We start from the raw sequence: 24,946 nt of genomic DNA, 5'->3' as shown, positions 1-24,946 counted from the left end.
TGAAAATGAAGTTAAATAACTTCCATTTAAGCTATTGCAGTAATATCCACCCTGGTGAAAGTTGGGACGCTACCTTTAAAAATCTCAAAACCTATATTCCCGAAGTTCGCAAACGACTTAAGGTCACTGAAGCTTTTGGAATCGGACTAAGACTTTCAAATGAAGCTAGTTTAATTTTGAAGGAGCCAGAGAAACTGAAAGAGTTTAAAGCTTGGCTGAATTCCGAAAATGCCTACGTCTTCACATTGAATGGTTTTCCTTATGGAGATTTTCATCGGCAAGTTGTCAAGGAAAAGGTCCATTTTCCGGATTGGACTACTGATGATCGTAAAGATTATACCATTCGATCTTTTCAGATTCTTGCTGAGTTGCTCCCCGAAGATATCGATGGGGGCATTTCTACATCTCCAATTTCCTATCGGCATTGGTTCAAAACTCAAAAAGAGTTAGAGCAGGCCATGGAAACTGCTACCCAAAATCTATTGGACGTAGTCGTTGAACTTGCCACTCTTGAGAAAGAAAAGGGAAAGCTATTGCATTTAGATATTGAGCCAGAGCCAGATGGAATTCTTGAAAATTCAGATGAAATGATCTGGCTTTTTACTGATTGGTTGATTCCTAGGGGTATTCCTTTTCTTTGTGATCGATTTGGAATCTCTGTGATGGCAGCTGAGGAAATGATCAAGCGTCATATTCAAGTCTGCTATGATGTCTGCCATTTTGCGATTGTGTATGAAGATCCGGAAGAGACCTTTTCTAAGTTTCATACTGTTGGAATTCAAGTTGGAAAAATCCAGATTTCAGCGGCTTTGAAGGTTTTGATACCAGAAAGCTTGGAAGCTAAGCTGGAAATCATTCAAAAACTCCAACCTTTTGCTGAGTCCACCTACCTTCATCAAGTGGTAGGAAGAGACCAAAATCAAGCATTGACTTCCTATTCAGATTTGCCAGAAGCAATTGAAAAGCTGCCTGAAACGAAAGATGAAGAATGGAGAATTCATTTTCATGTGCCCATTTTTCTTGAAGATTATGGAGCATTAGCTTCTACTCAATCTTCAATTAAGGTTGTACTCAATCAAATTTTAGAAAATTCACATATCACCAATCACTTAGAAGTGGAAACCTACACCTGGGAAGTTTTACCAGAAGATACGAAACTGACCTTGGGGGAATCCATAAGTAGAGAATTGGCCTGGGTGATCGAAAATATGTCCTAGCATGAAGAAAACGGTAGTAATAAATGTGGTTGCGCTTTCTTCCCGAGTGATTGGGGAGCATACTCCATTTTTAAAAAAATGGATAGAAAAGGGTAAAAAATCCATTGTCGAACCGGTACTTCCTGCAGTAACTTGCTCTGCTCAATCCACTTATCTCACAGGGAAAATGCCTTCCGAAACTGGAGTAGTAGGAAATGGCTGGTATTTTAGGGATGAGTGCGAAATTAAATTTTGGCGGCAATCCAACCATCTGGTACAGGCTGAGAAAATTTGGGATTTGCTTCGAAAAGAAGATCCGAGCTTTACTGTTGCCAATATGTTCTGGTGGTACAACATGTATTCTTCTGTGGATTTTGCAGTGACTCCAAGACCGCTATATCTTCAGGATGGACGGAAAATGCCAGATTGTCATTCCCAGCCTATGGAACTTCGAGATCGTCTTCAAAAGGAACTCGGCACTTTTCCACTCTTTTCTTTTTGGGGTCCAAAAGCAAATATTGAATCCACAAGATGGATTGCGAATGCTTCAAAGAAAGTCGATGAGTGGTATAATCCAACACTCAACTTGATTTACCTCCCTCATCTCGACTATGGATTGCAGAAATATGGGATAGATTTTGAAAAGATCGGGCCCTTATTGAAAGAGATTGATTCGGTGTGCGAGGATCTGATCGGCTATTTTGAGGCACAAGGAACAGAAGTAATTTTGCTTTCTGAATATGGAATTACCAATGTGAACCACCCTATCCATCTCAATCGGATTTTTAGAGAAAAGGGCTGGATTCAGGTAAAAGATGAATTGGGAAAGGAAACCTTAGATGCTGGCACTTCCAGGGTTTTTGCCATCGCAGATCATCAGGTAGCACATATTCATGTAAATGATTCGAGTTTGTTTGCCGAAGTGAAGGCACTTTTGGAATCAACTTCAGGCATTCAATTGGTATTGGATGAACAGGGGAAAACTGATCACGGTCTAGCTCATGAGCGAGCTGGGGAGCTAGTGGCGGTGGCAGATTCGGATTCTTGGTTTACCTATTATTTCTGGCTGGATGATGCAAAGGCTCCCGACTATGCCCGATGTGTGGATATCCATCGCAAGCCAGGATATGATCCTGTGGAATTAATCCTTGACCCTGCGATCAAGATCCCATTGCTGACAGTCGGAGCGAAGGTTCTGAAGAAAAAACTTGGGTTCCGCTACTTGATGGATGTGATTCCCTTGGATGCCAAATTAGTAAAAGGAGCCCATGGTAGAATTCCGGAAAGCGATCTGGACAAACCCATTTTTGTAAGCTCAAAATCCTCTGGGTCAACAATTGAACCCACAGCGGTTTTTGGAGAGATTTTGAAGGTGATTCGGTAAATTTCATTGCTCGCGACGGCGCAACGGCGCAGCAATTTAATTAACGAGAACACTGAGATTCGGAGATATTGTATAGACTCAAAGTACCTAAAACACATTTCGAATTGCCTTTAACACTGCGCCGCCGCGTCGCTGCGAGAGAAAAGGCCCTACCACTGCGGGAGATGAAAACCATTCCTTATTTTTGCAAAAAACAATCCATGAGAAATTTCAAGCCGCTATTTTTTTTCTTGATTTCGCTACTGGCTTTCGCTTGTGGCAAAAAAGAGGAGGAATGTAAATTGGACGATGCTATTTTAAACCAGGACATCAATCTCCAAATTACCCGGTTGGAGGATGAATTCTTTGGAGCAAAGACTGCGGAGGACTTCAAATTTTTGATGGAGAAGCATCCCGAATTTGTCAAGGAATACCTGCAGTTGGATCTTTACCCAAATCAAGACTCATTGATTTCTGAGCTATTGAATGTCCATCAGGATTCGACCATGCGGGTATTGTATGATTCAGTGAAGTTGGAATTTCAGGACTTTAGCAAAATCGAAAAGGATCTTGAAAATGCCTTTAAAGCTATCAAATACAACTTTCCTGAATTCCAGATTCCAAAAGTTTACACCTTTGTTTCGGGCTTTAATTCCGATTTGATTGTCACGGAAGAGCTAATTGTAATCGGCTTGGATTACTTTTTACCGGCAACCCATACCTTCCAGCCAGATCAGCCTCGCTATTTGGCCGATCGATATGAAGCTCCTTACATCGTGCCTATGCTGGTCACCGTTATTTCTTCTCGATTCAACAAAACTGACCCTTCGGATAATACTCTGCTTGCTGAGATGATTTATTATGGGAAATCCTATCATTTCACTAAGGCGATTTTACCCTGCACTTCGGATCAATACATTATCGGTTACACTCCTGAGCAGATTGCAGAATCTTTTGACAACGAGGAATACATCTGGGCTCATTTTGTGGAAAATGAATTGCTCTATGAGACCAACCCGTTCGAGCTTCGAAAATATGTTGGTGAAGCTCCCTTTACGGACGCAATCAGCACTAAAGCTCCGGGAAGATTGGGACGCTGGTTAGGTTGGAATATTGTTGATGATTACGTTATTAATAATGATGTTAGTTTGGCTCAATTAATGGAAGAAGCCGATGCTGAAAAGATCTTCAGGCAATCAGGATATAGACCTCGTCCCCCAGCTGAGTAGGACTGTCAGAAGGTTGGATCACTTGGTTTAATCTGGCAACCGCAATCTCTTTCGAAAAGTATTTTTCTGCCAATTGTCTGCTGTTTCTGCTCATTTGGACAATCTTTTCTGGATGATTCTCGAGAATTTCGAGTTCGACAAAAGCGGATTCAAGTTTTTGGGGAAGGCATGAAATCCCTAATTTATTTTCTTTGACCAAATCATAAACCCAGCCCTTGTGGTTCACCAAGATTGCCTTGCCTGACGCAATCGCATCGAAAAATTTATTAGGACTATTCGTCTTCAATACTGGTAGATGTGCAAAAGAGATCCAAGCAAAATCGGAGATTGATAGAACTTCATTTACCTTATCCTTATTTCCAAAGGGGATAAAAATGACATTTGAAAGTTTCAATTGCTCGGCTTTTTTAAGAAGTATTTCCCGGTGACTGCCTTCACCCATGATGAGAAACTGCCAGCGCTTAGAACGAGTTTGAGCCAGTTTTGCTAAATCCAACAATTCCTCCACAGCATTCACTTTTCCCAAAGCCCCAGTATAGGCTATAGTCAACTCATTTTGAATTTTATATTTTTGAAGAGTTTCTTCCCTTTTTCTCTGGGGGTAAAAACGATCCAAATCAGAAAAATTGGGGATTAGCGCTATTTTTTGACTAGGCGCGACATCTCTTAAGTAACTTCCAATCCCTGGAGAAAGTGCGACCAAACTCATTGCCTGATCGTAGATCCGCTTTTCCAATTTTTTCAACCATTGAATCAAAAGTGGATTTTTGATTGCTCCTACTTCGATTGGGGCTTTTGGCCAAAGATCTCTAACCTCAAAAATATAGGGAATTGCAAGCCTCTTTTTTGCCCAAAGGCCAAGAAGGCCGGTCGTGAGCGGAGTAGAGGTGATGTAAAGTAAATCCGGTCGCTCCAGTTTTAGGATTAGTTTTTTGGCCTGATTCACAAAGCTTAAAAAGGCCTTGATTCTTTTGAAAAAACCAAATTTCTGATCGTAAGCTACTGGTAGATAATGGACTTTGATCCCTGAGATCCAGCGCTGATCGTAGGATTTTTGATTTCCTGAAGTGATTAATTCTACTTGGATACCTGCTTCCACCAAACCCTTGGCAAGATGAAATGAGCGTACAGCTCCACCTTCCTCTGGGGTTTTGAAATACTGGTGGACGTAGATCAGCTTCATGATTCTTGTAATTTCAACCAGTCTGCAAGTAAAAACAGATTATATAAAATCAAAAAGTGGTTTTTTACTCCCGATTCGGGGTTCCTTGCTAGATCTCTCATTTCCTTTGGAAAATCCTGGCCTTGTGTTTTCTCAAAAGCCTTGATGCTTTGAAATGCACGTTGGGAAAAGGGGCCATCCTCACGGAACCATTCTGCTAAAGGCAGCCCAAATCCAGTTTTTTTCCGGTCTGCTATCCAGGCCAAATCCAGATCCCGTAAACATGATTTGATCCAAGGTTTACCTTTCAGAACTTCAGGGTCCCCAACGCTTTTTTGTAACTTAATCATTCTTTCGTCCAAGTAAGGAGCTCTGCCTTCGATACCGTGAGCCATCAATGCGCTGTCTTGAATTCGAAGAATATCCTGAACTAGATAATTTTGCCTATCAAAATCCAGCGCATCTGTATAAGATATTTCTTTAGCTTGAAATAAGCGCTCAAAGTCTTCTGCCAGTTCATGTGGAACCGGTCGAAGTGCTTCAAAATTCAAGAAAGTACGACGGGAATCTGACCTTATTGAAGAGAAGAATTTTTGGCCTTCTCTTCCCAGAGGAAGTTTTTGAAGTACTTGTCTCAAGGAAAGCAATACTTTTTTATTCTTGAGATAAAAGTCAAAAGCCTGATGTCTTCGATAGCCTCCCCAAAGTTCATCAGCCCCAGCCCCGGAGACCAGTACTTTCACTGTTTTTTTGGCTTCTTTTCCGATCATCCAAGTGAGAAAACCTGCTGAGTCCCCCACTGGTACATCTATACTTTGAAGGTAATCTTCCCAATTCGAAAGAAAAGATTGTTGGTTTACTTCCAAAAGCTGATGATCGGCAGGCATTTGGGAAAGGAATCGAGCTGCTGCAATGCCGTCACTATATTTCTTTCTGTATTTTTCCTCAGTTTGAATCGTGTAGGCTTGAAGTTTTATTCCTGATTGCTGATACCAAAGAGCATAAAGTAATGCACTATCTGCACCACCGCTCAGTTGAATCCCAACAGGAACATCTGCCTGAAATTGTCTGTCGACAGCAATTTGCAATTCTTCCCTGAATGTTGAAATTGATGGATTAGGCTCCTTATTGATCTTTGTGGCAATCGTGTCCCAGCGGAACGTCGAATGCTGATGAATCCAACTATTACGGTTTGCTTTCCATTCTCTGACTCCTTTGAAAAGTGTTTTTCCGGGAAGTGGAGTCCTTAGGTAAAAATAATAACCGAATTGATCTGGATCGATAGTGGTCTTTTTGATTTTGTGAATTCCTCTTGCATCTGAAGAAATAATCAAACGATCAGGGTCTTGGGAAAAATAAAGTGGCTTTTCTCCATTTTTATCCCGTGCTACTAAAATTGATTTTTCGATCAAATTCACCAAAATCAAGGAATACATTCCCTCAATAGTCTCTAAGCCCTTGTTTCCAAAAATCCTTAGCCAATGCATCAAAACTTCGGTATCTGATTTAGTCAACAGTGTTACTCCCATCATTTGGAGTTGCTTCCCAAGTGATTGGAAGTTATAGATCTCTCCATTCCAGATCAAAAAATAATTCCCATCAGGAGACCAGAATGGTTGATCTGCTTCTGGACCCGGATGTTTGATTTTTAATCGATTCACTCCCACCCATAATCCTGGCCAGGGGCTTAAAGAAGCTTCCTGATCCGGACCACGATGTCGTCCAGCTGCTAATAGAACATCAATGGATTCCTTATTAGCTCCTTTACCCCAAATTAAATGAATACCACACATCGGAACTTAGGCTTCTTTATTACTTGATTGGTGTTTCTTTTCGTAGTACTTGCAAAAGTAGCTAATCGTACATGAATCGCATTTTGGTGTTCTGGCCAAGCAGACATACCTCCCATGCAGGATTAACCAATGATGAGCTATATGAACATACTTTTTTGGAATATGCCTGATGAGTTGCTTTTCCACCTCCAGTGGAGTTTTGGCGGTTTGAGTCACCAATCCTAATCTTCTTGATACCCGAAAAACATGCGTATCTACTGCCATATTGGGCTGATTCCAAACGACTGAGGTAATTACATTAGCCGTTTTTCTTCCAACTCCCGGAAGTTTAACCAGCTCAGCTACGGTGGAGGGGACTTCACCTCCAAAATCTTCTACCAGCATTTTTCCTAAACCAAGGAGGTGTTTAGTTTTATTATTTGGATAGGAAACGGACCTGATGTATGGAAATAACTCATCAAAATTTGAAGCTGCCAAATGCGCCGGTGTAGGAAACTCCTTGAATAATGCCGGAGTGACTTGATTGATCCGCTTATCGGTACATTGAGCTGAAAGTACTACAGCTACCAAAAGCTGAAATGGAGTCTCATATTGTAGCTCCGTTTCTGCGATAGGTTGATTTTCCGAAAAATGTTTGATAAATGCCTCGTACCGTTCCTTTTTAAGCATGGGGTAGTTTATTGACTTTTGAGTTCGGAAGTTAAAAAAAATTTAAAACTTAGGTGAGGATTTGAGAAAATTCAATATTCCGATTTTTATCATCAAACCTCTTTTTACTTACCTTGATTATTAAATTTCCAAAATGAAAACTCCACTTTTACTATCGATTTTAATTTTGAGTCTTAGTTCGATTTCTTTTTCACAGTCCCGCCCAAGAGATTTAGGAATCTCTTTTGGGATACTTCCAACAGGAAAATTAAATAGTATTACCGATGTTTCCGGCGTTCAGGTAGGACATTTGACAAAAATTGAAGGGGAAAATATCCGGACCGGGATTACTGCTATCCTTCCCCATCAAGACAATTTATTTCAGCAGAAAGTACCCGCGGCGATTTTCGTTGGAAATGGTTTTGGGAAGCTGGCTGGAGTCACCCAAGTACAGGAATTAGGGAATCTGGAAAGCCCGATCATCCTTACCAACACACTTAGTGTGGCAGCCGGAATTGAAGGTTTGGTTCGTTATTCTTTGGCACAGCCGGGAAATGAGCGAGTGCAATCTGTGAACGCAGTGGTGGGAGAAACCAACGATGGCTACTTGAATGATATCAGAGGTATGCATATTTCCCCCCAAGAGGTCATCCAAACCATTGAATCTGCGAAATCCGGAATGGTAAAAGAAGGAAATGTAGGTGCAGGAACCGGTACTGTGTGTTTTGGTTGGAAGGGAGGAATTGGGACTTCCTCAAGGAAGCTTCCTGAAAGTTTGGGAGGCTATACTATAGGGGTATTAGTTCAAACCAATTTTGGGGGAAACCTTCAGATAGCTGGGGTTCCGGTAGGTGAAAAACTAGGTAAATATCCTTTCCGAGATGCACTGGAAAAATCAGACGGGAGCTGCATGATCGTAATCGCGACAGATGCACCAGTTTTGGAGAGAAATCTCGAGCGAATGGCCCAACGTGCTATGATGGGTCTGGCAAAAACAGGTGGAATAGCATCGAATGGATCTGGGGATTATGTGATTGCTTTCAGTACAGCTGAGGGTTTGCGAATTCCCTATTCCGAAGAAAACGGAAAGTTAGCATCAACCGAAAGTCTTCGAAATGATGACATGACTTCCCTATTTTTAGCAGTGATTGAGGCAACCGAAGAAGCAATTATCAATTCACTTTTTGCTGCGGAAAGCATGAATGGAAGAGATAACAATACTGTGGAGGCTTTGCCTAAAGAACAAGTTTTGGATTGGTTAAAAATTTGGTGATTTGGAAAAAATGAAAAAATAGTAGCCCATGGAAATACCAATGGTAAGTTGCAAAAGGCCTTTAAATCTCAAATCAAATAGTAACTTTCGGAAACGATAAAAGCCATCAGCAGCTAATTTTTAGCTAATCTTGTATAGATTATGACTTATTTTACGATAGTAGGCATTGTCTGCGGCTTGCTAACTAGCTTTATTCTATTGGGCTTTCCAAATTCCAGAAAGTCGCCTAACTGGTTTTTGGGTTTGGCAGTATTGGGCTTGACTCACAGTCTTTTGATGAGTTTATTGAACCTCAATGGCAGTGCCTTAGAATATCCCCATTTGATTCGAACTGGCAATCTTTCGGTTTATTTACTGTTCCCATTTTTATATCTCTTTTACAAGGGAGTTTTCAAAAGTGAAAGTCGATGGAAAAACCACTATTTTCTACTATTTATTCCCGCTTTTATTTATCTGATCGACTTTCTCCCGTTTTTTTTACTGAGTGCTGATGAAAAAATAGCCTTATTTTCTCCAAAGATTGGAGACACCTCAGCCTTATTTTCAGTTGATGAGGGCATGTTCAAACTGAAAAATTTTCATCTAATTTTCAGAACAGTTTCTTCTTCATTTTTTCTTTTACTAATAGGGAAAATCCTCTATGATTTCAAAGATGATTTCAAGATTTCGAACTCAAAAGTCGATTTCTCTTTGTTTAAAAAGTTGGGGATACTCTGGCTTATTTTGATCATTCTTCTCATGGTTCCTGCCGTGATGAATTTGATTATCACCACTAAATCTTACACTGTCTCATTTCTTATAATCACCCTATCGCTTACCTTAATCCTTATCACGCTTAACTTATTGGCATATCCTAGACTGCTTTACGGTTTTTATTGGGAGTTTGAAGTTGTGCCGCAGGAAGCTGGTCTACAGAATAAAAATGAAGAGGAATCGGCTGACGAATTCAAAAATTCATTAGAAGAGGAGAGGATATTTAAAGAGCTTACAGCATACTTTTCAAACCATAAATCATTTTTGATGGCAGGATATTCGATTCACAAAATGGCTTCGGACGTCAATATTCCAGCTTATCGAATTTCATACGTGATCAATAAAATCAAAAATCAAAACTTTTCAGCTTGGATAAATTCATTTCGAATTGATCATTTTATCTCCTTGGTAGAAAATGGAGCGGCAGAGAAATATACTCTCGATTCTATTGCTCAAGACTGTGGATTCAGATCCAGGACCACCTTAATCAATTCCTTCAAAAAAGAAAAAGGAATAACCCCTGGAGCATTTATAAAGGAGATGCAAGCCAAAAATCCTATCAATTAGAGGCTTTTAGCCAAATTGATACTTTTTTCAATCCCTGAATTCTACTGGGCTTTTCAGTCTTACTATCTTTATTTGGCAATGATGTTTGTAATTCTTTTTCAAACTCATTTCTAAACAATTGATCAATTCTCAGTAAGCAAATGAAAAATTCAGTCAATAGACTACTTATCGTTCTATTTTTTTTAACAGTTTCAATGGATGGTTTTGGCCAAGGCGATGGTCCAAGAGCATATTTGCTTGCCCCAAAAGGAGTCACAGGAATCAATGTGAAATGGTTGAGTATGGGAGGAAATCTAATCCCCTCAGGATCGGTGCTGATTCCTAGTGCTGATATCACTGCGAATATTTTCCCCACTACGATTTTTCACACTTTTTCAATCGGAGGAAGGTTCGCACAGGTGTATGGCATGATTCCTCCGGGTTCTTCAACAGCTAAGGCTCGAATTGGCCCGCCGATCGGTCCGGTTCCAGTAAATCAAATCTCAGCCAGCGGGAATTCTGATGGTTTTCTTGCTTTTAAATTGGGCCTTTTTGGGGCTCCGGCACTTGATGTGATCGCATTTTCAAAAAGTGACATGCAATTTTCGCTTTTTGGAGAGTTTCGATATTGGTATTCGGGCACCTATGATTCAGAAAATCTATTCAATCTGGGGACAAACCGAAGTATTCTCCATTTTGGATTACCAATGGCTATTCCTCTAAATCATACTCGGGCCAAAGCAACTTGGCTAGAAGTCGCTCCCGCACTTCAGTTTTTTACAGACAATACGGATCCTGCGCGATCTTCTTCGGCTCTATTGGTGGAGCAAGCCCCAATGTTTATTCTGGAAAGTCATTTGTCGCATAATTTTACTCCGAAATTTTGGGCAGTAGCAAACCTACGATTCCAAACAGGAGGACAAACTGCTGCGGATGGCAAAAAAGATAATAATACCGTAACTGGTCTTGGTGGAGGACTTGGACTCGGCTACCAGCTTTTGGCTCCATTAGGTCTTGAAATGGATTACGGGGGCGTATTTGCGAGTAGCGAAGCATTAAAAGGAAATATGCTGAGAGTAAGTGTGGTGTTTACTTATGCTAATTTGAAAAAACTCCAAGCGGCCAACTCTAATTAAACGTTAACTAAGTCATTTATGAAAACGCAATTCAAAGCCTTAGCTATTTTTTCTACCCTCTCACTCTTAGGGGGGTGTAATAACAACAAAACTGGAAGTGAAGATCAAGATGCTGCAAACCTGACCTCATCGGAAGAAAATGTAGTAGTAGAAACGGCTTTTCCCGAAAATGTCTACTGGGGAGATCAGCACCTTCACACTGCTTGGAGTGGGGACGCCGGTGCAGCGGGAACGGTTATCGGACCGGAAGAGGCACTCCGCTTTGCGATGGGTGAGGAAGTGACCAATAACTCAGGCCAGCCAGCTAAACTTCATCGTCCTTTGGACTGGCTTTGTGTCAGCGACCACTCAGATGGGATGGGTGTGATTTCTTTTATAAAAGATGGAGATCCAGAATTGATGAAGATTCCGCTGGTCAAGAAGTGGCACGATGGTATGAACTCCTCCGATAATGCGGTTCAAAAAGCAACGAGTGTGGATATTACTCAAACCCAAAGCAGAGGAGAGTTACCGAAGGAGCTGCTGGATTCGAGCTTTGCACGAACCGTTTGGGATAAGAACATTGCAATTGTTGAGAAGTACAACAAGCCGGGCAAGTTTACCGCTTTTATAGCTTACGAATGGACCAGTAATTACGGTGGAGGAAATAATCTACACCGAAATATCATTTACCGGGGAAATGGGGCGGAGGCTACTCAAATGCTTCCGGCAAATACTTTTGCCTCCTCAGATCCAGAAACTCTTTGGGAATGGATGACTGCCTATGAAAAGAAAACAGGGGGTAAAATTTTAGCAATTCCTCATAATGGCAACCTCAGCAATGGATTGATGTTTTCCTTGACCACCTTGGCAGGAAAGCCCTTGACAAAGGAATATGCAGAAGCCCGAAACAAATGGGAGCGCCTCTATGAAATAAGCCAATACAAAGGAACGAGTGAAGCACATCCTTCGCTTTCTCCGACGGATGAGTTTGCCAATTTTGAAATTTGGGATAAGGGGAATCTGGGAATTCAGGATCCTAAGAATCCTAAAATGTTGGAAACGGAGTATTACAGAGAGGCACTTAAGGATGGAATTAATCTGGAGCAAACTTTAGGCACCAATCCTTTTAAATATGGAGCTGCAGGAGGTACTGATTCCCATACAGGATTATCCGCTCCAGAGGAGGATAACTTCGGCAGTAAGTTTAAGATTGTTGAACCAAATGCTGAACGTTGGGATGAAACTTCTTCTAAAACAGAGTATGGAACAGTTAAAGGCTGGGAATATGGGGCAAGCGGATGGACTGGAGTTTGGGCTACAGCGAATACCCGAGAAGCGATCTGGGATGCGATGCATCGTCGGGAAACTTACGCTACCACTGGGCCTAGGATGACGCTCCGCTTTTTTGGTGGATTCGATTATACGGATGAAGATTTGAAGGCTACCAATATGGCAGAGCGTGGATATAAAAAGGGAGTTCCAATGGGAGGTGATTTAGTCGCGGCCCCAAAAGGTAAAAGCCCAACATTTATGATCGCAGCTGTCAAAGATCCGATTGGAGCCAACCTTGACCGTGTTCAGGTGATCAAAGGTTGGGTTGACGCTAAAGGGAAAAAGCAAGAAAAAATCTATGAGGTAGTTTGGGGAGATGCTGATACACGTAAACTTGATGCAAAAGGCAAGCTTCCTGCCGTAGGCAATACCGTGAATTTGGAGACCTGTGAAGTTTCCAATACCATTGGAGATTCTGAACTCAAAACGGTATGGACGGATCCTGATTTCGATCCTTCTTTGCCTGCTGTTTATTATGTGAGAGTACTCGAAATTCCTACCCCTCGTTGGACGGCTTGGGATGCGATGCGCTACAAGATAAAAATGGATCCTTCTGTGCCAATGACCATTCAAGAGCGTTGCTTTGGATCACCGATTTGGTATACTCCAGTTGACTTGTAAGAATCAGTTAAGATTTAGTAAAAGCATATTTTGAAAAAATTAATAAGCAATCCACTTCTTCATTTTCTGCTCATTGGGGCAGGACTTTTCTTGCTATACGAACTAGTAAGCCCGGCAGCAAGCGGAGAAGACATCATCCTAATTGATGATGAAATTGTCAATCGTAGTGTGCTTATTTTCGAAAAAGAATGGGGTCGGCCTCCTACGCAAGAGGAATTGGATGGATTGATCGCTCGTCAGGTCAAACAAGAAGTGCTGTATCGTCAGGCATTAAAAATGAATCTGGATCACAATGATGAGCTGATCAGACGGAGAATGGAACAAAAGTTGAATTTTATCACCAACGATTTGGCCACTATGGATGATCCTACTGACGCGGAGTTGGAAGCCTATTATCAGAAAAATCAATCCAAGTATATTCTCGCTCCTAGAGTAAGCTATATCCATATTTATTTCAATCCTGATAAGCGGACCACGGCTAGAAGCGATGCCGAAAACTTGCTAAAAACCCTGCCGAATCAAGCGCCAACGATCATCAGAATTGAAAAATTGGGAGACGCTTTTCCCTTCTTAAGTCAGGTCAGAAGAGCGAATCAAGGAGAAATTGCCAGCCAGATGGGAGATGAGTTTGCGGCCTCTGTTTTGGATTTGCCAGAAGGGCAATGGTCAGGCCCGGTATTGTCAGGCTATGGAACACATCTGGTCTATGTCCTTGAGAAATTGCCTGAAGAGATTCTTCCTTTGGCAGCGGTTAGGGATGATGTCTTGCGGGATTATCAATACGCGCTCTATCAGGAATACAATGATAAAATTTACGAGGATTTTAAAAAGCAATACGATATCCGAATTCAAGTCTCTGACCAAATATTGAAGGAAAACGTATTGCAAGTACCTAATGAAGCTAAGGAATGAAGCTGGTTTTTCGCTATTTCTTGGTGATGATTGCGTTGCTGATGACTTCCAAATCAGCGATGGCACATGAGATGCGTCCAGCTTTACTGCAAATCAATCAAACTCAAGAAAATCAATACGAAGTGCTGTGGAAGATCCCGCGCATTGATGATATGGTTTTGAATATTCGACCTGTTTTTCCGGATTGGTTTCAGTTGGTCAAAGAAGAAGCCCCGACTCAAGCAGGAGGAGGCGCTTTATTGCGATATCAATTTTCAAGTGGGCAGGACATTCATACCATGCCCATTTTTATCAAAGGGCTACAAGAAACCGTCGTCGATGTGATCGTGTATGTTTCCTTGCTCAATGGGGAAACTTTCTCATTTACGATCCGACCAAGCAGTGCTACTGCGGTGATCCCCGAAAAAGAGACCTGGGTTAACACGGCCTCAACTTATTTGAAGCTGGGAGTCGAGCACATCTTGTTGGGCCCAGACCATTTGCTTTTTGTTTTGGCTTTGCTGCTGATCGTTTCAGGGACAAAAAGACTGATTGGGACGATTACAGCTTTCACGCTGGCGCATAGTATTACTTTGTCTTTGGCAGCTCTGGGATTTATGGGACTTCCTGGTCCTCCTGTAGAAGCGACTATTGCGCTTAGCATCATGTTTCTGGCTTATGAGCTTATCCGATATCAACAAGGAGAGCAAACATTTACATCTCAAAAGCCATGGGTTGTGGCATTCAGTTTTGGATTACTTCATGGATTGGGCTTTGCAGGTGCCTTATCAGATATAGGTTTGCCTCAAACCCAAGTTCCTGCTGCTTTGGCATTTTTCAATGTTGGGGTAGAGCTTGGACAATTGTTGTTCATTGGGGTAATGCTACTTTTAATTCACTTTGTTTTCAAAAAAATAAAATTCAATTCCCTCTTAAAAAAAGTACCCGCTTATGCGATAGGCTCGATTGCAGGCTTTTGGCTAATCGATCGGGTCATTGGTTTTTGGGGGTAAATAATAAAAATTTAACTAATTCAGCTATGTATCAAACAAGATCAAAAATTGCAATTGTCTTTGTTTTCCTAGTCACCCTCATAGGATGTACGGAGAACAAATCAGACAGTAATGAGGGTACAGCAGCGGGTGAAATTGTCGCTGATTCGGTGGAACGTAACCCGATGAAGAACGCTTATTTTGGTGAAACCCACGTCCATACAGCCTATTCGTTGGATGCTTACATAGGTGGAGCAAGGCTTCGACCAGAAGACGCGTATCGTTTTGCGATGGGTGAGGAAGTGATTAGTCATGATATTAAAATGCGAATCAATGCGCCCCTTGATTTTTGCGCGGTCACCGATCATGCCGAATATCTTGGTGAAATGTATAGCATGATGACTCCCGGTGCGCCAGGAAACGATCATGAGGCCACAACTGCAATCCGTAATGCCAAAACCTACGAGGAGGCCATGGAATTATTTATCAAATACGTAGCTGGAAATAATCGTGGAGCAAATCCAACGCATCCCGAATTTTACCAAGGGGAAGGCACTACGAAAAGTGGCTGGCAGGAGATTCAGGCGGCTACTGAAAAGTATTATAAGCCCGGGAAATTTACTACCCTCCATGCATTCGAATGGTCCTCTGCACCAGGCGGAGCCAACCTGCATCGGAATATTATTTTCAGAACCAATCAAGTGACGGACCTACCAATGAGTTCCTATGAGATTCCTCGGGAAGAAGCACTTTGGGAATGGTTGAAAAAAGAAAATCAGGCTGGTCATACGGTCTTGGCGATCCCACATAATAGCAATGCTAGCAAGGGAAAAATGTTTGATGAAAACGACTCTGAGGGAAATCCTATTACCGCAGCCTATGCAAGTACCCGACAAGAATTCGAACCGCTGATTGAGATGATGCAGATCAAAGGAAATTCGGAAGTGGTTCCCCGATTTTGGGCTGAAGATGAATTTGCCAATTTTGAAAATGCCACTACTCTGGAGAAGTATAGCGGTAGAACCTACATGGAAAAAAACTTTGTTCGATATGGCTTGAAGAAAGGCTTGGACTACCAGGATAAATTGGGCGTAAACCCATATAAATATGGATTTGTGGGTGGAACTGATAACCATAATGGTCTACCAAGCAATACTGCAGAAGACAACTATATGGTAGGAAGTCATGGACTTGCAGATCTCACTGCCGAAAGTCGGGCAACCAAAGCAGTAGACGGATGGGCAGAGGCTTACGACATTAATCCAGGAGCACTTACTGGAGTCTGGGCACCTGCCAATACCCGAGAAGATATTTGGGATGCCATGAAAGCGAAAGAGACTTTTGCCACCAGCGGAGTTCGGATCAAATGTCGCATGTTTGGAGGATTTGATCTAGCCGCTTCCTATGATTCCTATGCCGAAATGGTGAAGGCTGGCCAAGCTTCTGCCATTCCTATGGGAGGAGATTTGCCAACGGCCGAAGCAGGTAAAAGCCCTAGCTTTTTGCTTTGGGCATCGAAAGATCCCAATGGACCTGGACTGGATAGGATTCAGATCATCAAAGGATGGGTGGAAAATGGTGTGATGAAAGAGAAAATATACAATGTCGCAGCCAGTGATGGCAGAACGATTGGAAAAGATGGGAAAGTAGCCAATCTGGATGCGCCGATTGATCCTCAGACAGGCGCTTTCAATAGCTCAAAAGGGAGCAGCGAACTGATTGCAGTATGGTCAGACCCGGACTTTGATTCTTCGGAGCATGCCTTTTATTATATGAGAGTGCTTCAGTTACCTACAGCACGTTGGACCTTCTTTGACGCGATGCGAGAAGGCGTGAAATTTCCGAAAGAGGTTCCTACAAGTATCATAGAAAGAGCTTGGGGTTCGCCAATTTGGTACACTGCCAAAAAATAGTGCTTTCCTTACTTTCACTTTTTTTATCAAAAACAATTATCTAATACTTGTTTTAAATGTCCTTCTTAAAAAAGAAAGTAAATAGTTTCATTGCTGTTATAGCCGGGATAATAATTATTATCCTGGCTTTTTTGCCATTTTTTATAAAGCAATATGCCATTTCGCACAGCCTAGAACTTTTAGGCCGGCAGATCGATATAGGAAGCTTGAAGTATAATTATTTCACAAGCACTGCAAAAGTCTACAACTTTAAAATGTTTGAGCAAAATGGAAAAGATGAATTCACCTCTTTTGATACCCTAGTTATTGACATTGAACCATACCGCTTCTTATTCAATGAGAAAGTTATAGAACAATTTTTCATTGACGGATTAAAAGTCAAAATCGTTATGCAGGATTCTTCTTTCAATTTTGATGATTTAATTGCTTTTCATAGACAAGATTCCATTTCTATAGAGGAAAAGAACCCTGAATCTTTTAAATATAGCATTTCAAATATTGAGCTAAAAGATGCCAATTTCATTTTTGACAATCAAAACGTCGGTAAAGAAACTCTCATTGAAGATTTATCATTCTTGATTCCATACATAGGCTGGGATCAGCAAGAAAAAAGTAACGCCGACATTAAGTTTAACTTTCAAAATGGAGGATATTTTCAATCTTCATTGAATATTAATCCAGTAGATGGTGAATTTGATACGAAAATAGCAGTGAAAGATTTATATCTAGAGCCTTTCTTAGAATATGTAAAGGAATATGCAGATATAAATAGTTTTAATGGGAGGTTGACTACTCAAATCGAAATAAAAGGAAATATAAATGATGCGGTTAGGTCTATCATTTCAGGGAGAGGTGATGTGGATGACTTCATCATGACCGATCAAAACGATAAGGAATTTTTAAAAGCCAAACGTGTAGGCTTCAATTTAAAGAAAATCGATTACGTCAATAGTATCTATGAATTTGATACCATAAATTTTATAGAACCCTATGCTTATTTTGAGATGGATTCTATAACAAATAACTTTTTCAAAATATTCAAATTTAATCCAGATGGAAGTTTAATCTCTGAGCAGGATGAACTTGTACAATATGCAGATACATTAGATTCAGATTCCGATATATACTATGCAATAAATAATCTAATTGTTCAAAACGGAGTCTTAGACTACAGTGATAATTTGACAGGAGAAATATTTGACTATCACTTAAGTGGTATAACAATAAACTCCAAAGAAATCTATAGTGATGCAGAATGGATAGCTATTTATTCTGAAATGCTATTAAATGATCGAGGTACTTTGAATGCAAAATTAAGTTTCAATCCATCCGATTATACCAACTTAAACCTAGATTTAAGCATTGAGAACTTCTTGTTATCTGATATAAATATTTACTCTAAATATTATACTGGTCACAGCATTGTAGAAGGCGATTTTTATTACTACTCGAAATCAATAATTACTAATGGAAATATTGAAAGCGAAAACAATCTTTTAGCTAAAAATGTATCTGTATCAAATGAAAAAGGAGGTTTATATAGTCTGCCGCTAAAATTTGCCATCTTCTTATTAAAAGATAAAAATGGTGATGTGAATTTAGAAATACCTGTTCGTGGCGATCTTAATGATCCTGAGGTAAGTTTTGGGAAAATAATCTGGAATACTTTCAAGAACCTAATTGTCCGAGCAGCTTCCGCGCCAGTCAATTTATTGGCCGGTTTGGTGGATGGTGACCCAAAAGAATTTGAAGAAATAACATTCAGTTATACTGATACAATTCCTTCTGAAAAGCAATTGAGGAAACTAGACAAACTGCTTGAAATGGAAGGCAAGAAGGAAGGACTTAAAATTGAATTAATGCATTTTGTAGATCCAGGATTACAACGAGAAGCTATTGCATTGTCAGAATTAGGAAATCAATATTTTAAGGATACCAATAAAGATTACTTAAAAGATGAAAAAGGTTTTGAAAGCTACCTAAGAGCTAAAGTGGATAACGACTCCATATCTACAAAGGAAGCTGCACTTCAATTGATAACACCTCAATCAGCAGATTCTCTTGCTACTATTTATAATCAAGCTTTATTAAAAAACACGATAAATTATCTCAAAATCACAAAAGACTCAACCAATATAACTGTCGTTAAATCCGAATTAAAAGAACCAAAAAATACAGGATCTCTATCTCGATTTGAGATTAAATACGATATGTTTGAATAGGAAAATATAATCCTTGATTAAACCGGGAAGAGCTTTAGGTACACCTTATTAGAAAATGAATGCAAAATGAGAGCTCCAATAAGAGAGTTATCATACGTTGAAAAAAATCCTGGAAGTTATTCTACAACAGGGGTCCAGTGTATCGTAACCTTTTTATTACCCCATTCCCGTGCTTTAGAAACATCTTCGCCCATGTAGATATCGATCTTTTTGGTCCATCTACCTTGCATTTTATCCATGACTATGTATTTCCCCTCTAGCCCTTCAATAGTGATTTCCATATTATATCGCAATCCTGAATCAAGTAAGTCTCTAGAAATAGCAATGGCCTTCATGCCGGGTTTTAGGGTATCACCCCAAGCTGTGATATTTGGATCTTTGTCCGTTTGCGCTCTTAAGGAATTGTAAGCCGTGGCCCTTACTTTCATAGATTGAGTTTTGGGACTACTGCATGCGCTGCGTAGAGTTATTATCGTGGCAGTTATAAAATGAATTAATTTTGAAAGACGCATACTTAATTAAATAGGTATTAATGACAAGCATTCTCTTGATAGTCAAATTCCCGCAACAGCCGACAGATACAATATAAGAGAAAATCAATTGTGGCTCTGCAGGTCGTGCCTCAAAAGCGGTAGAGGATTTAATATTGAACCTCGATTTAGCTTTAATATTTTTAGTAGCCCAGTAGTTTTGGCTTTAAATCCAATAGTTCAATTCCCTCAGAGTTATCATTCTCACGCATTATTCCTGTATTCAGTTTTGGAGGTGGTTGTTTATGATTTGACTACTTCGTAATCGCGAAATGGAATTAAAGAATACAAAAGATCAATTAAACTAATGATCCCAAGGCGATCAAACTAAGCTTAATAAATTTAAATCAAAGATCTAGAAAAACCATTTCAAAGAGTTGTTCCCTTAATTTTCCTTATAAATTAGAGCTCCTTAACTTATTGATCTATCTATGAACAAAGTCAACCTCAACGAAAAATTTGATTTGATTAAAGAACATTGGTCTCCCAAAATCATTGGAGAGCTGAATGGTCAGGATGTCAAGCTCGCCAAAGTAAAGGGTGAATTTGTCTGGCATGATCATAAAGGAGAAGATGAGCTTTTTATGATCTTTAAAGGGACGCTTAGAATTGAGTTTCGTGATCGAAGTATTACACTCAATGAAGGCGAAATGTTGATTATACCCAGAGGAGTCGAGCATTACCCGATTGCCGAAGAGGAAGTTTGGGTTCTTCTTTTCGAGCCTCAAAGTACCAAGCATACCGGAGACGTGATGACGGAAAGAACGGTTCAAAAATTTGAAAAGATTTAATGCTACCTACTGCTATGAAAAAATCAACTTCGCTTTTTGCTCTCATTTTGCTCATTCTATTCTCGGCATGTTTGCCAGAGAAGAAAAAGCTTGATCTGGACCTGGAGTCACTTTCTATTTCGGCTATCCATGAAAAATATGCTTCAGGCGAATTAACGGCAGTTGCCCTGGTGGAAGCATACCTCGCTCGCATTGATTCGGTCAATCCAAAAATCAATGCCCTTACGATCATCAATCCGAAGGCATTGGAGATCGCCAAAGCACTCGATTCCGAATACAAGGAAACCGGAAAACTCCGCCCGCTTCATGGTATTCCCATGATCGTCAAGGATAATATCAATACGATCGGGATGCCGACCACCGCTGGTTCACTGGCTTTGGCTGATTTTTATCCGGAGACAGATGCCTTTATTATCACCCAATTGGAGCAAGCTGGAGCCATTATTTTGGCAAAATCCAATATGGCCGAATGGGCTTTTTCTCCTATGCATTCAGAGAGTTCTACGGCTGGCATCACTCGAAATCCTTACAATCTTGACTATGTGCCAGCAGGTTCCAGTGGAGGTACGGGAGCTGCAGTCGCAGCAAATCTGGGTACAATTGGATTGGGGACCGACACCGGAAATTCCATCCGCGGGCCTTCTTCGCATAATGCATTAGTAGGATTCCGAAGTACCCTTGGTTTGATCAGTCGTGAGGGAATTGTCCCGCTTTACCTCCGAAATGACGTAGTTGGACCAATGGTCAAAAGTGTAGAAGATGCCACTAGAGTCCTGCAAGTTATGGCTGGAATCGATCCAAAAGATCGGTTGACAGCCTATTCAGAAGGGAAAGCAGAAAATAATTACCTCCAATATCTGGATAAAGATGGACTGAAAGGAGCCCGAATCGGAGTCTTTCGAACCTTGAGTGAGCGAGATCCTGATCCTGAAATCACAGAACTTTTCAATCAAGCATTGAAAGATATGGAAAGCCTAGGAGCGGTGATTGTGGATTCAGTTGCAGTTCCAAATTTTGAGGAACTGAGACAAGACCAATGGTGTCCTACTTTTAGAAATGACCTGGAAGACTTCCTTCAAACCTATGTCAAGCGTGATACGATGAGCACATTTGAGGATGTACTTCGAGTGGGAACAAAGTCGGAATACACTCGCCAGCGTATTGCCTCTTTAGGGGGAAGTTCCCTAAGAAGAGGAAATCCAGAAATCCCCTGTGGGAATGCTTACGAGGATGAACGAAGAATCGCTTTTCGGGAAGCAATAGAGAAAACCATGGATTCACTTCAGGTGGATGTGTTGGTTTACCCCTCTTGGAATAATCGGCCAGCGCTTATTGAGCGATTTGAGGAAGAATATCGCGGGGATAATTCGCAGATCATTGCTCCACATACCGGACAGCCTGCCTTTACTGTTCCCATGGGGTTCAGCTCGGGAAATCTTCCAGCAGGGCTACAGTTTCTCGGAAGAATGTACGCGGAACCTACTTTGATCAAGCTCTCCTATAGCTATGAGCAAGGGACGAGGCACCGAGTACCACCGAAATTATAAGAAGCGCTAGTTCCCGTTAAGGACAAAGGGAGCCCAGATCGAAGGAATCTGTGCATCTGCACCATATTTCCCAGTAGCCATGTCACGTTTGATTTGGTTCAAAGCTGCGGTGGTATTACTGCCCTCCAGTAGAATGTCTTTGTACATTTGCTGCATAAGAAGCATGGTTCCAAAATCATTTACCGGCCAAAGGGAAAGTAGAGTGCTATTCGCACCGGCTAGCATGAATGCGGTGTTCAATCCACTGAAACCTTCTCCTTTATAAAGTTTTCCAATTCCTGTGCTGCAGGCACTGAGGATGGCCATATCAGATTTTAACTTGAGCTTAGCGATTTCCGGAGCAAGTAAAAACATGTCTTCTTTGCTATCTCCTCCGTTGGGTTGGGTGCACATGATCCCACTGAGTTCGGGAATCACCTCCGTGGTGAAACCATGTGTCGCGATGTGCACAAATCGATAATTTGCGAGTTCTCCCGAGGCGTTGAGTGCTTTGATATTGCTCTCTCGCATCCCGTCTCCAGTATAGATTTTATTTTCGGGACTTAGGCTGGCAAAGTAATTTACCTCTCGAAGTGTGCCTTCCAGATAGTTAGCTCCTCCAAAACCCATTTGATCCAGTTCAGGTTTTAAAAAGTAATTTCCAGCTTTGATTTTTTCCCTGATTTCTTGCCCAACTAGCAATACGTCCTCGGTGCTCATCTGTCTTCTTGGAGAATTCGGATCGGGCGAGGGTTGATAGGTTGCTCCTCCAAAGGCAATGATAGGCTTACGGGTTTCCTCATATTTTCGCTGCGACACTTCCCGCAATACACTCACAGATGGAATGTATCGAACATCAAATTTCTCGATAAAGTAACTGCCATTTTGATCTAAAAATGTCTCAAATGGCAGAAAGTGAAGTTCATTGGAAGCGCTGATCAGAACGGTCTTTTTGCCTGTCAACAGGTCCGAAATTGGAGCTAAGGTGAAATTATACCAATGTTTAAGAAAAGTTTTTCGCATATCAGCTAGTTGTGGATCCATACTTTCCAGCAATTCTCTGGTCCACTGGACTAATTGGGAAAAATCCTCCGCTTGATAAGATTGCTCCTTGGATTGATAAGTGACCAAATTTCCATCCAGGTAATCGATATTGGCATTTTTGAGCGAAGGGATCAGGTTAGCAGGAATTTGTTTTGCCCGATCTGTAAAAGTTTTCTTCATTGTGATAAACGCATCGATCGGATAGTGTCTCCTGATGGTTGCCTGATTGGCCGTGATCACATTAATGATGATTTCCCCGGGAGATGCTAGGGAATACATGACCAAAACTTCATCCGATTTGAGTAATGCCTTGGCTTCAGCCAAGGAAGGGATTTTGGCTGAAGAGTTCAGCTGCTCTCTCAGGTAGCCACTTCGGTTTCGTTCTTGGATTTCAAATAATTCAGCAGGATTATTCTGATAGCTTAGCGACATGATCAGTCCGCTGTAGGCTGAGCTGGCTTGATTCATCACCGCTAATTGCTGCTCTGGTTTTAGCCCTGCTTTCCGTTGTTCGACTAGATCAATGGATTTCTTGAATGATTCATTTGCGCCGGTATAGTCTTTTGCATAATACTGCATAAATCCGGTGTTATTCATGACATTGGCAGCTTGGGAGATGTTGTTTCTACTGAGCTCGTAGCGATAGACTTCTTCTCCAGAGGCGATCGCTTCAGTTCGCTTTCCTTGTTGAAAAAGGACAATCTGATTGTTTTGTCTGATGGTCATTTCGATATCCTTATTTCCACTAGCTTTTGCAGCTACCAAAGCTTCGGCAAAGTAGTTAGCCATTTTGGCCCGATCAGCGGTAAGGTCTTGACCGAAGTAGGAGGTTCCGAGACTGTTCAGGGCAGTAGCTTGATAGTAGAAATTGTTTAGCTTTTTCCCGACCAATAGAAGCTCATTGGCGGTTTGTCGCTGCTCTGTTGTTTTGTCCAGATTAGCCTCTAGGATCAGTTTCGTTTCGAGAATTCGAGCTTCTGTTTCCAAAGGAATATTGAGTGGGCGAAGCTTTTGCAGTGCTAATTTTGAATTGAGCCAAGCGGATTCTCGGTCTAAGTTTCGCTGGTCGATATCACTCAGGTAATAAAGCGCTGTACCTTGGCGAAAAGGCATCAGGTTTTGGGATTCAGCATCTTTGGTAAACTGGCGAAAGATTTTCCGAGAACCCTCCAAGTCACCCCTTGCATAGGCAAGCGTGCCCTCGGCATAGGCTGCATCAAGGGCGATGTCAGGATTGAATGGGCGGTATTGGTTGTATTGTGCGACATATTTTTTGAAATCGGGACAATCTTCACCCCCAAGCATGGCATACTTGCAGCCGAAGTAATTGTTTGCCAGGGTATAATCATATGCTGCTGGGTCGAAAGTCCTCTTTACCATTTCCCCAAAGCCACTGAGGTCCCGTCCAGAGTTTTGCTCGACGATTGCGATATCATCAAATGTCGCAGAAACATCCCCTTGATAAATGGTCTGGTAATAATAATAAAGCAACTTTTCCGCCTCAGCAGTATTTCCTTGCATATATCGGAGCATTGCCAAAATCGAATAAGTCGCTTGGTCCACCGGTTTAAAAGCTTGCATCAGCTTTCCTTCAGCCTCGGCTTTGTCCAATTCATTTTGACTGAGATGATAAAAAGTCATAAAGGCATATCCCTCATATTCTTGGGGAAAATCCCGCTTAAAATCCGCTGCTGCTTTTGCCAGGGCAGGCATATCCTTCGCGGTGAGTGCTGCCACACTGGCATCCATATCTTTTTGGTATAAGGCAGCATAGTCCACTTGGGCGAAAGCCGAAAGTGAAAAGAAAAAAGTTAGTATTGGGATGCTGAGGAAAATTGATAAAGAGGAAGTTTTGGTAGAAAAAGGATTCATAAGAGATCAATCAAAATCTGAGTATTCAGGATGAGTAGCTACGAAAGTCGCTTCGCCCTCGCATAAAAGAAATACGCCAAATGACCTATATGAATGAATTGTGGGCTTTTCTAGGTTTGAAAAAAATAGAA

The 24,946-nt window shown here is 41.2% G+C and carries 18 protein-coding genes; 13 read left to right on the top strand and 5 right to left on the bottom strand.

The features are described from left to right. Nucleotides 1-5: 5 nt before the first annotated feature. From eboE to gldB, 3 genes are all read left to right on the top strand, one after another. Nucleotides 6-1,217, top strand: coding sequence for a metabolite traffic protein EboE (gene eboE, locus BVC88_RS00255; protein ID WP_075349403.1), 1,212 nt, complete (start codon nt 6-8; stop codon nt 1,215-1,217). A 1-nt stretch (nt 1,218) separates the two neighbouring features. After that, complete coding sequence (locus tag BVC88_RS00250) at nt 1,219-2,580, top strand: alkaline phosphatase family protein (protein WP_075348641.1); 1,362 nt, start codon at nt 1,219-1,221, stop codon at nt 2,578-2,580. 200 nt (nt 2,581-2,780) lie between these two features. Next, nucleotides 2,781-3,788 (top strand): gliding motility lipoprotein GldB, encoded by a 1,008-nt coding sequence (gene gldB, locus BVC88_RS00245; protein ID WP_075348640.1) that lies wholly within the window; start codon nt 2,781-2,783, stop codon nt 3,786-3,788. Here gldB and BVC88_RS00240 read toward each other — a convergent pair. The 3 genes from BVC88_RS00240 to nth are packed head-to-tail and all read right to left on the bottom strand — an operon-like array spanning nt 3,748 to nt 7,412. Further along, a complete protein-coding gene (locus BVC88_RS00240) occupies nt 3,748-4,971 on the bottom strand; it encodes a glycosyltransferase family 4 protein (RefSeq protein WP_075348639.1) in 1,224 nt (407 codons plus the stop codon). The genes gldB and BVC88_RS00240 overlap by 41 nt on opposite strands. Then, nucleotides 4,968-6,743, bottom strand: coding sequence for an asparagine synthase (glutamine-hydrolyzing) (asnB, locus tag BVC88_RS00235; protein ID WP_075348638.1), 1,776 nt, complete (start codon nt 6,741-6,743; stop codon nt 4,968-4,970). The genes BVC88_RS00240 and asnB overlap by 4 nt, the downstream gene beginning before the upstream one ends. Nucleotides 6,744-6,749: 6 nt before the next feature. Continuing rightward, entirely contained in the window at nt 6,750-7,412 is a 663-nt protein-coding gene (gene nth, locus BVC88_RS00230; RefSeq protein ID WP_075348637.1) for an endonuclease III, read from the bottom strand. Nucleotides 7,413-7,545: 133 nt separating this feature from the next. Between nth and BVC88_RS00225 the strand changes: the two genes are divergently transcribed. From BVC88_RS00225 to BVC88_RS00190, 8 genes are all read left to right on the top strand, one after another. Further along, on the top strand, nt 7,546-8,664 hold the full coding sequence (locus BVC88_RS00225; RefSeq protein WP_075348636.1) for a DmpA family aminopeptidase: 1,119 nt from the start codon (nt 7,546-7,548) through the stop codon (nt 8,662-8,664). A 141-nt stretch (nt 8,665-8,805) separates the two neighbouring features. Further along, the gene (locus tag BVC88_RS00220) at nt 8,806-9,984 is read left to right on the top strand and encodes a helix-turn-helix domain-containing protein (protein ID WP_075348635.1); all 1,179 of its coding nucleotides are present in this window, start codon (nt 8,806-8,808) and stop codon (nt 9,982-9,984) included. Between the two features lie 140 nt (nt 9,985-10,124). Then, the gene (locus BVC88_RS00215) at nt 10,125-11,099 is read left to right on the top strand and encodes a transporter (RefSeq protein ID WP_075348634.1); all 975 of its coding nucleotides are present in this window, start codon (nt 10,125-10,127) and stop codon (nt 11,097-11,099) included. 18 nt (nt 11,100-11,117) lie between these two features. Beyond that, complete coding sequence (locus BVC88_RS00210) at nt 11,118-13,034, top strand: DUF3604 domain-containing protein (RefSeq protein WP_083638967.1); 1,917 nt, start codon at nt 11,118-11,120, stop codon at nt 13,032-13,034. 30 nt (nt 13,035-13,064) lie between these two features. Further along, on the top strand, nt 13,065-13,946 hold the full coding sequence (locus tag BVC88_RS00205; protein ID WP_075348633.1) for a peptidyl-prolyl cis-trans isomerase: 882 nt from the start codon (nt 13,065-13,067) through the stop codon (nt 13,944-13,946). Next, entirely contained in the window at nt 13,943-14,938 is a 996-nt protein-coding gene (locus BVC88_RS00200) for a HupE/UreJ family protein (RefSeq protein WP_089153047.1), read from the top strand. The genes BVC88_RS00205 and BVC88_RS00200 overlap by 4 nt, the downstream gene beginning before the upstream one ends. A gap of 26 nt (nt 14,939-14,964) precedes the next feature. Continuing rightward, a complete protein-coding gene (locus BVC88_RS00195; protein WP_075348632.1) occupies nt 14,965-16,830 on the top strand; it encodes a DUF3604 domain-containing protein in 1,866 nt (621 codons plus the stop codon). 56 nt (nt 16,831-16,886) lie between these two features. Next, nucleotides 16,887-19,052: a DUF748 domain-containing protein gene (locus BVC88_RS00190; RefSeq protein WP_075348631.1), complete on the top strand. Its 2,166-nt coding sequence runs from the start codon at nt 16,887-16,889 to the stop codon at nt 19,050-19,052. Between the two features lie 116 nt (nt 19,053-19,168). On the opposite strand, the gene BVC88_RS00185 is transcribed toward BVC88_RS00190, so the two are convergent. Then, complete coding sequence (locus BVC88_RS00185) at nt 19,169-19,480, bottom strand: 3D domain-containing protein (protein ID WP_217694734.1); 312 nt, start codon at nt 19,478-19,480, stop codon at nt 19,169-19,171. A gap of 533 nt (nt 19,481-20,013) precedes the next feature. Here BVC88_RS00185 and BVC88_RS00180 point away from each other — a divergent pair. Beyond that, nucleotides 20,014-20,373, top strand: a complete 360-nt coding sequence (locus tag BVC88_RS00180) for a cupin domain-containing protein (protein ID WP_075348629.1) — start codon at nt 20,014-20,016, stop codon at nt 20,371-20,373. 14 nt (nt 20,374-20,387) lie between these two features. Next, nucleotides 20,388-21,920, top strand: a complete 1,533-nt coding sequence (locus tag BVC88_RS00175) for an amidase (protein WP_075349400.1) — start codon at nt 20,388-20,390, stop codon at nt 21,918-21,920. A gap of 6 nt (nt 21,921-21,926) precedes the next feature. Here BVC88_RS00175 and BVC88_RS00170 read toward each other — a convergent pair whose 3' ends face one another. Continuing rightward, a complete protein-coding gene (locus BVC88_RS00170; protein ID WP_075348628.1) occupies nt 21,927-24,815 on the bottom strand; it encodes a CHAT domain-containing protein in 2,889 nt (962 codons plus the stop codon). Nucleotides 24,816-24,946: the final 131 nt, after the last annotated feature.

It is taken from the genome of Algoriphagus marinus (assembly GCF_001936475.1).
GTDB classification, from domain to species: Bacteria; Bacteroidota; Bacteroidia; order Cytophagales; family Cyclobacteriaceae; genus Algoriphagus; species Algoriphagus marinus.
Note: the sequence above shows the minus strand (reverse complement) of the source record. Positions and strands in the feature narration are given on the sequence as shown.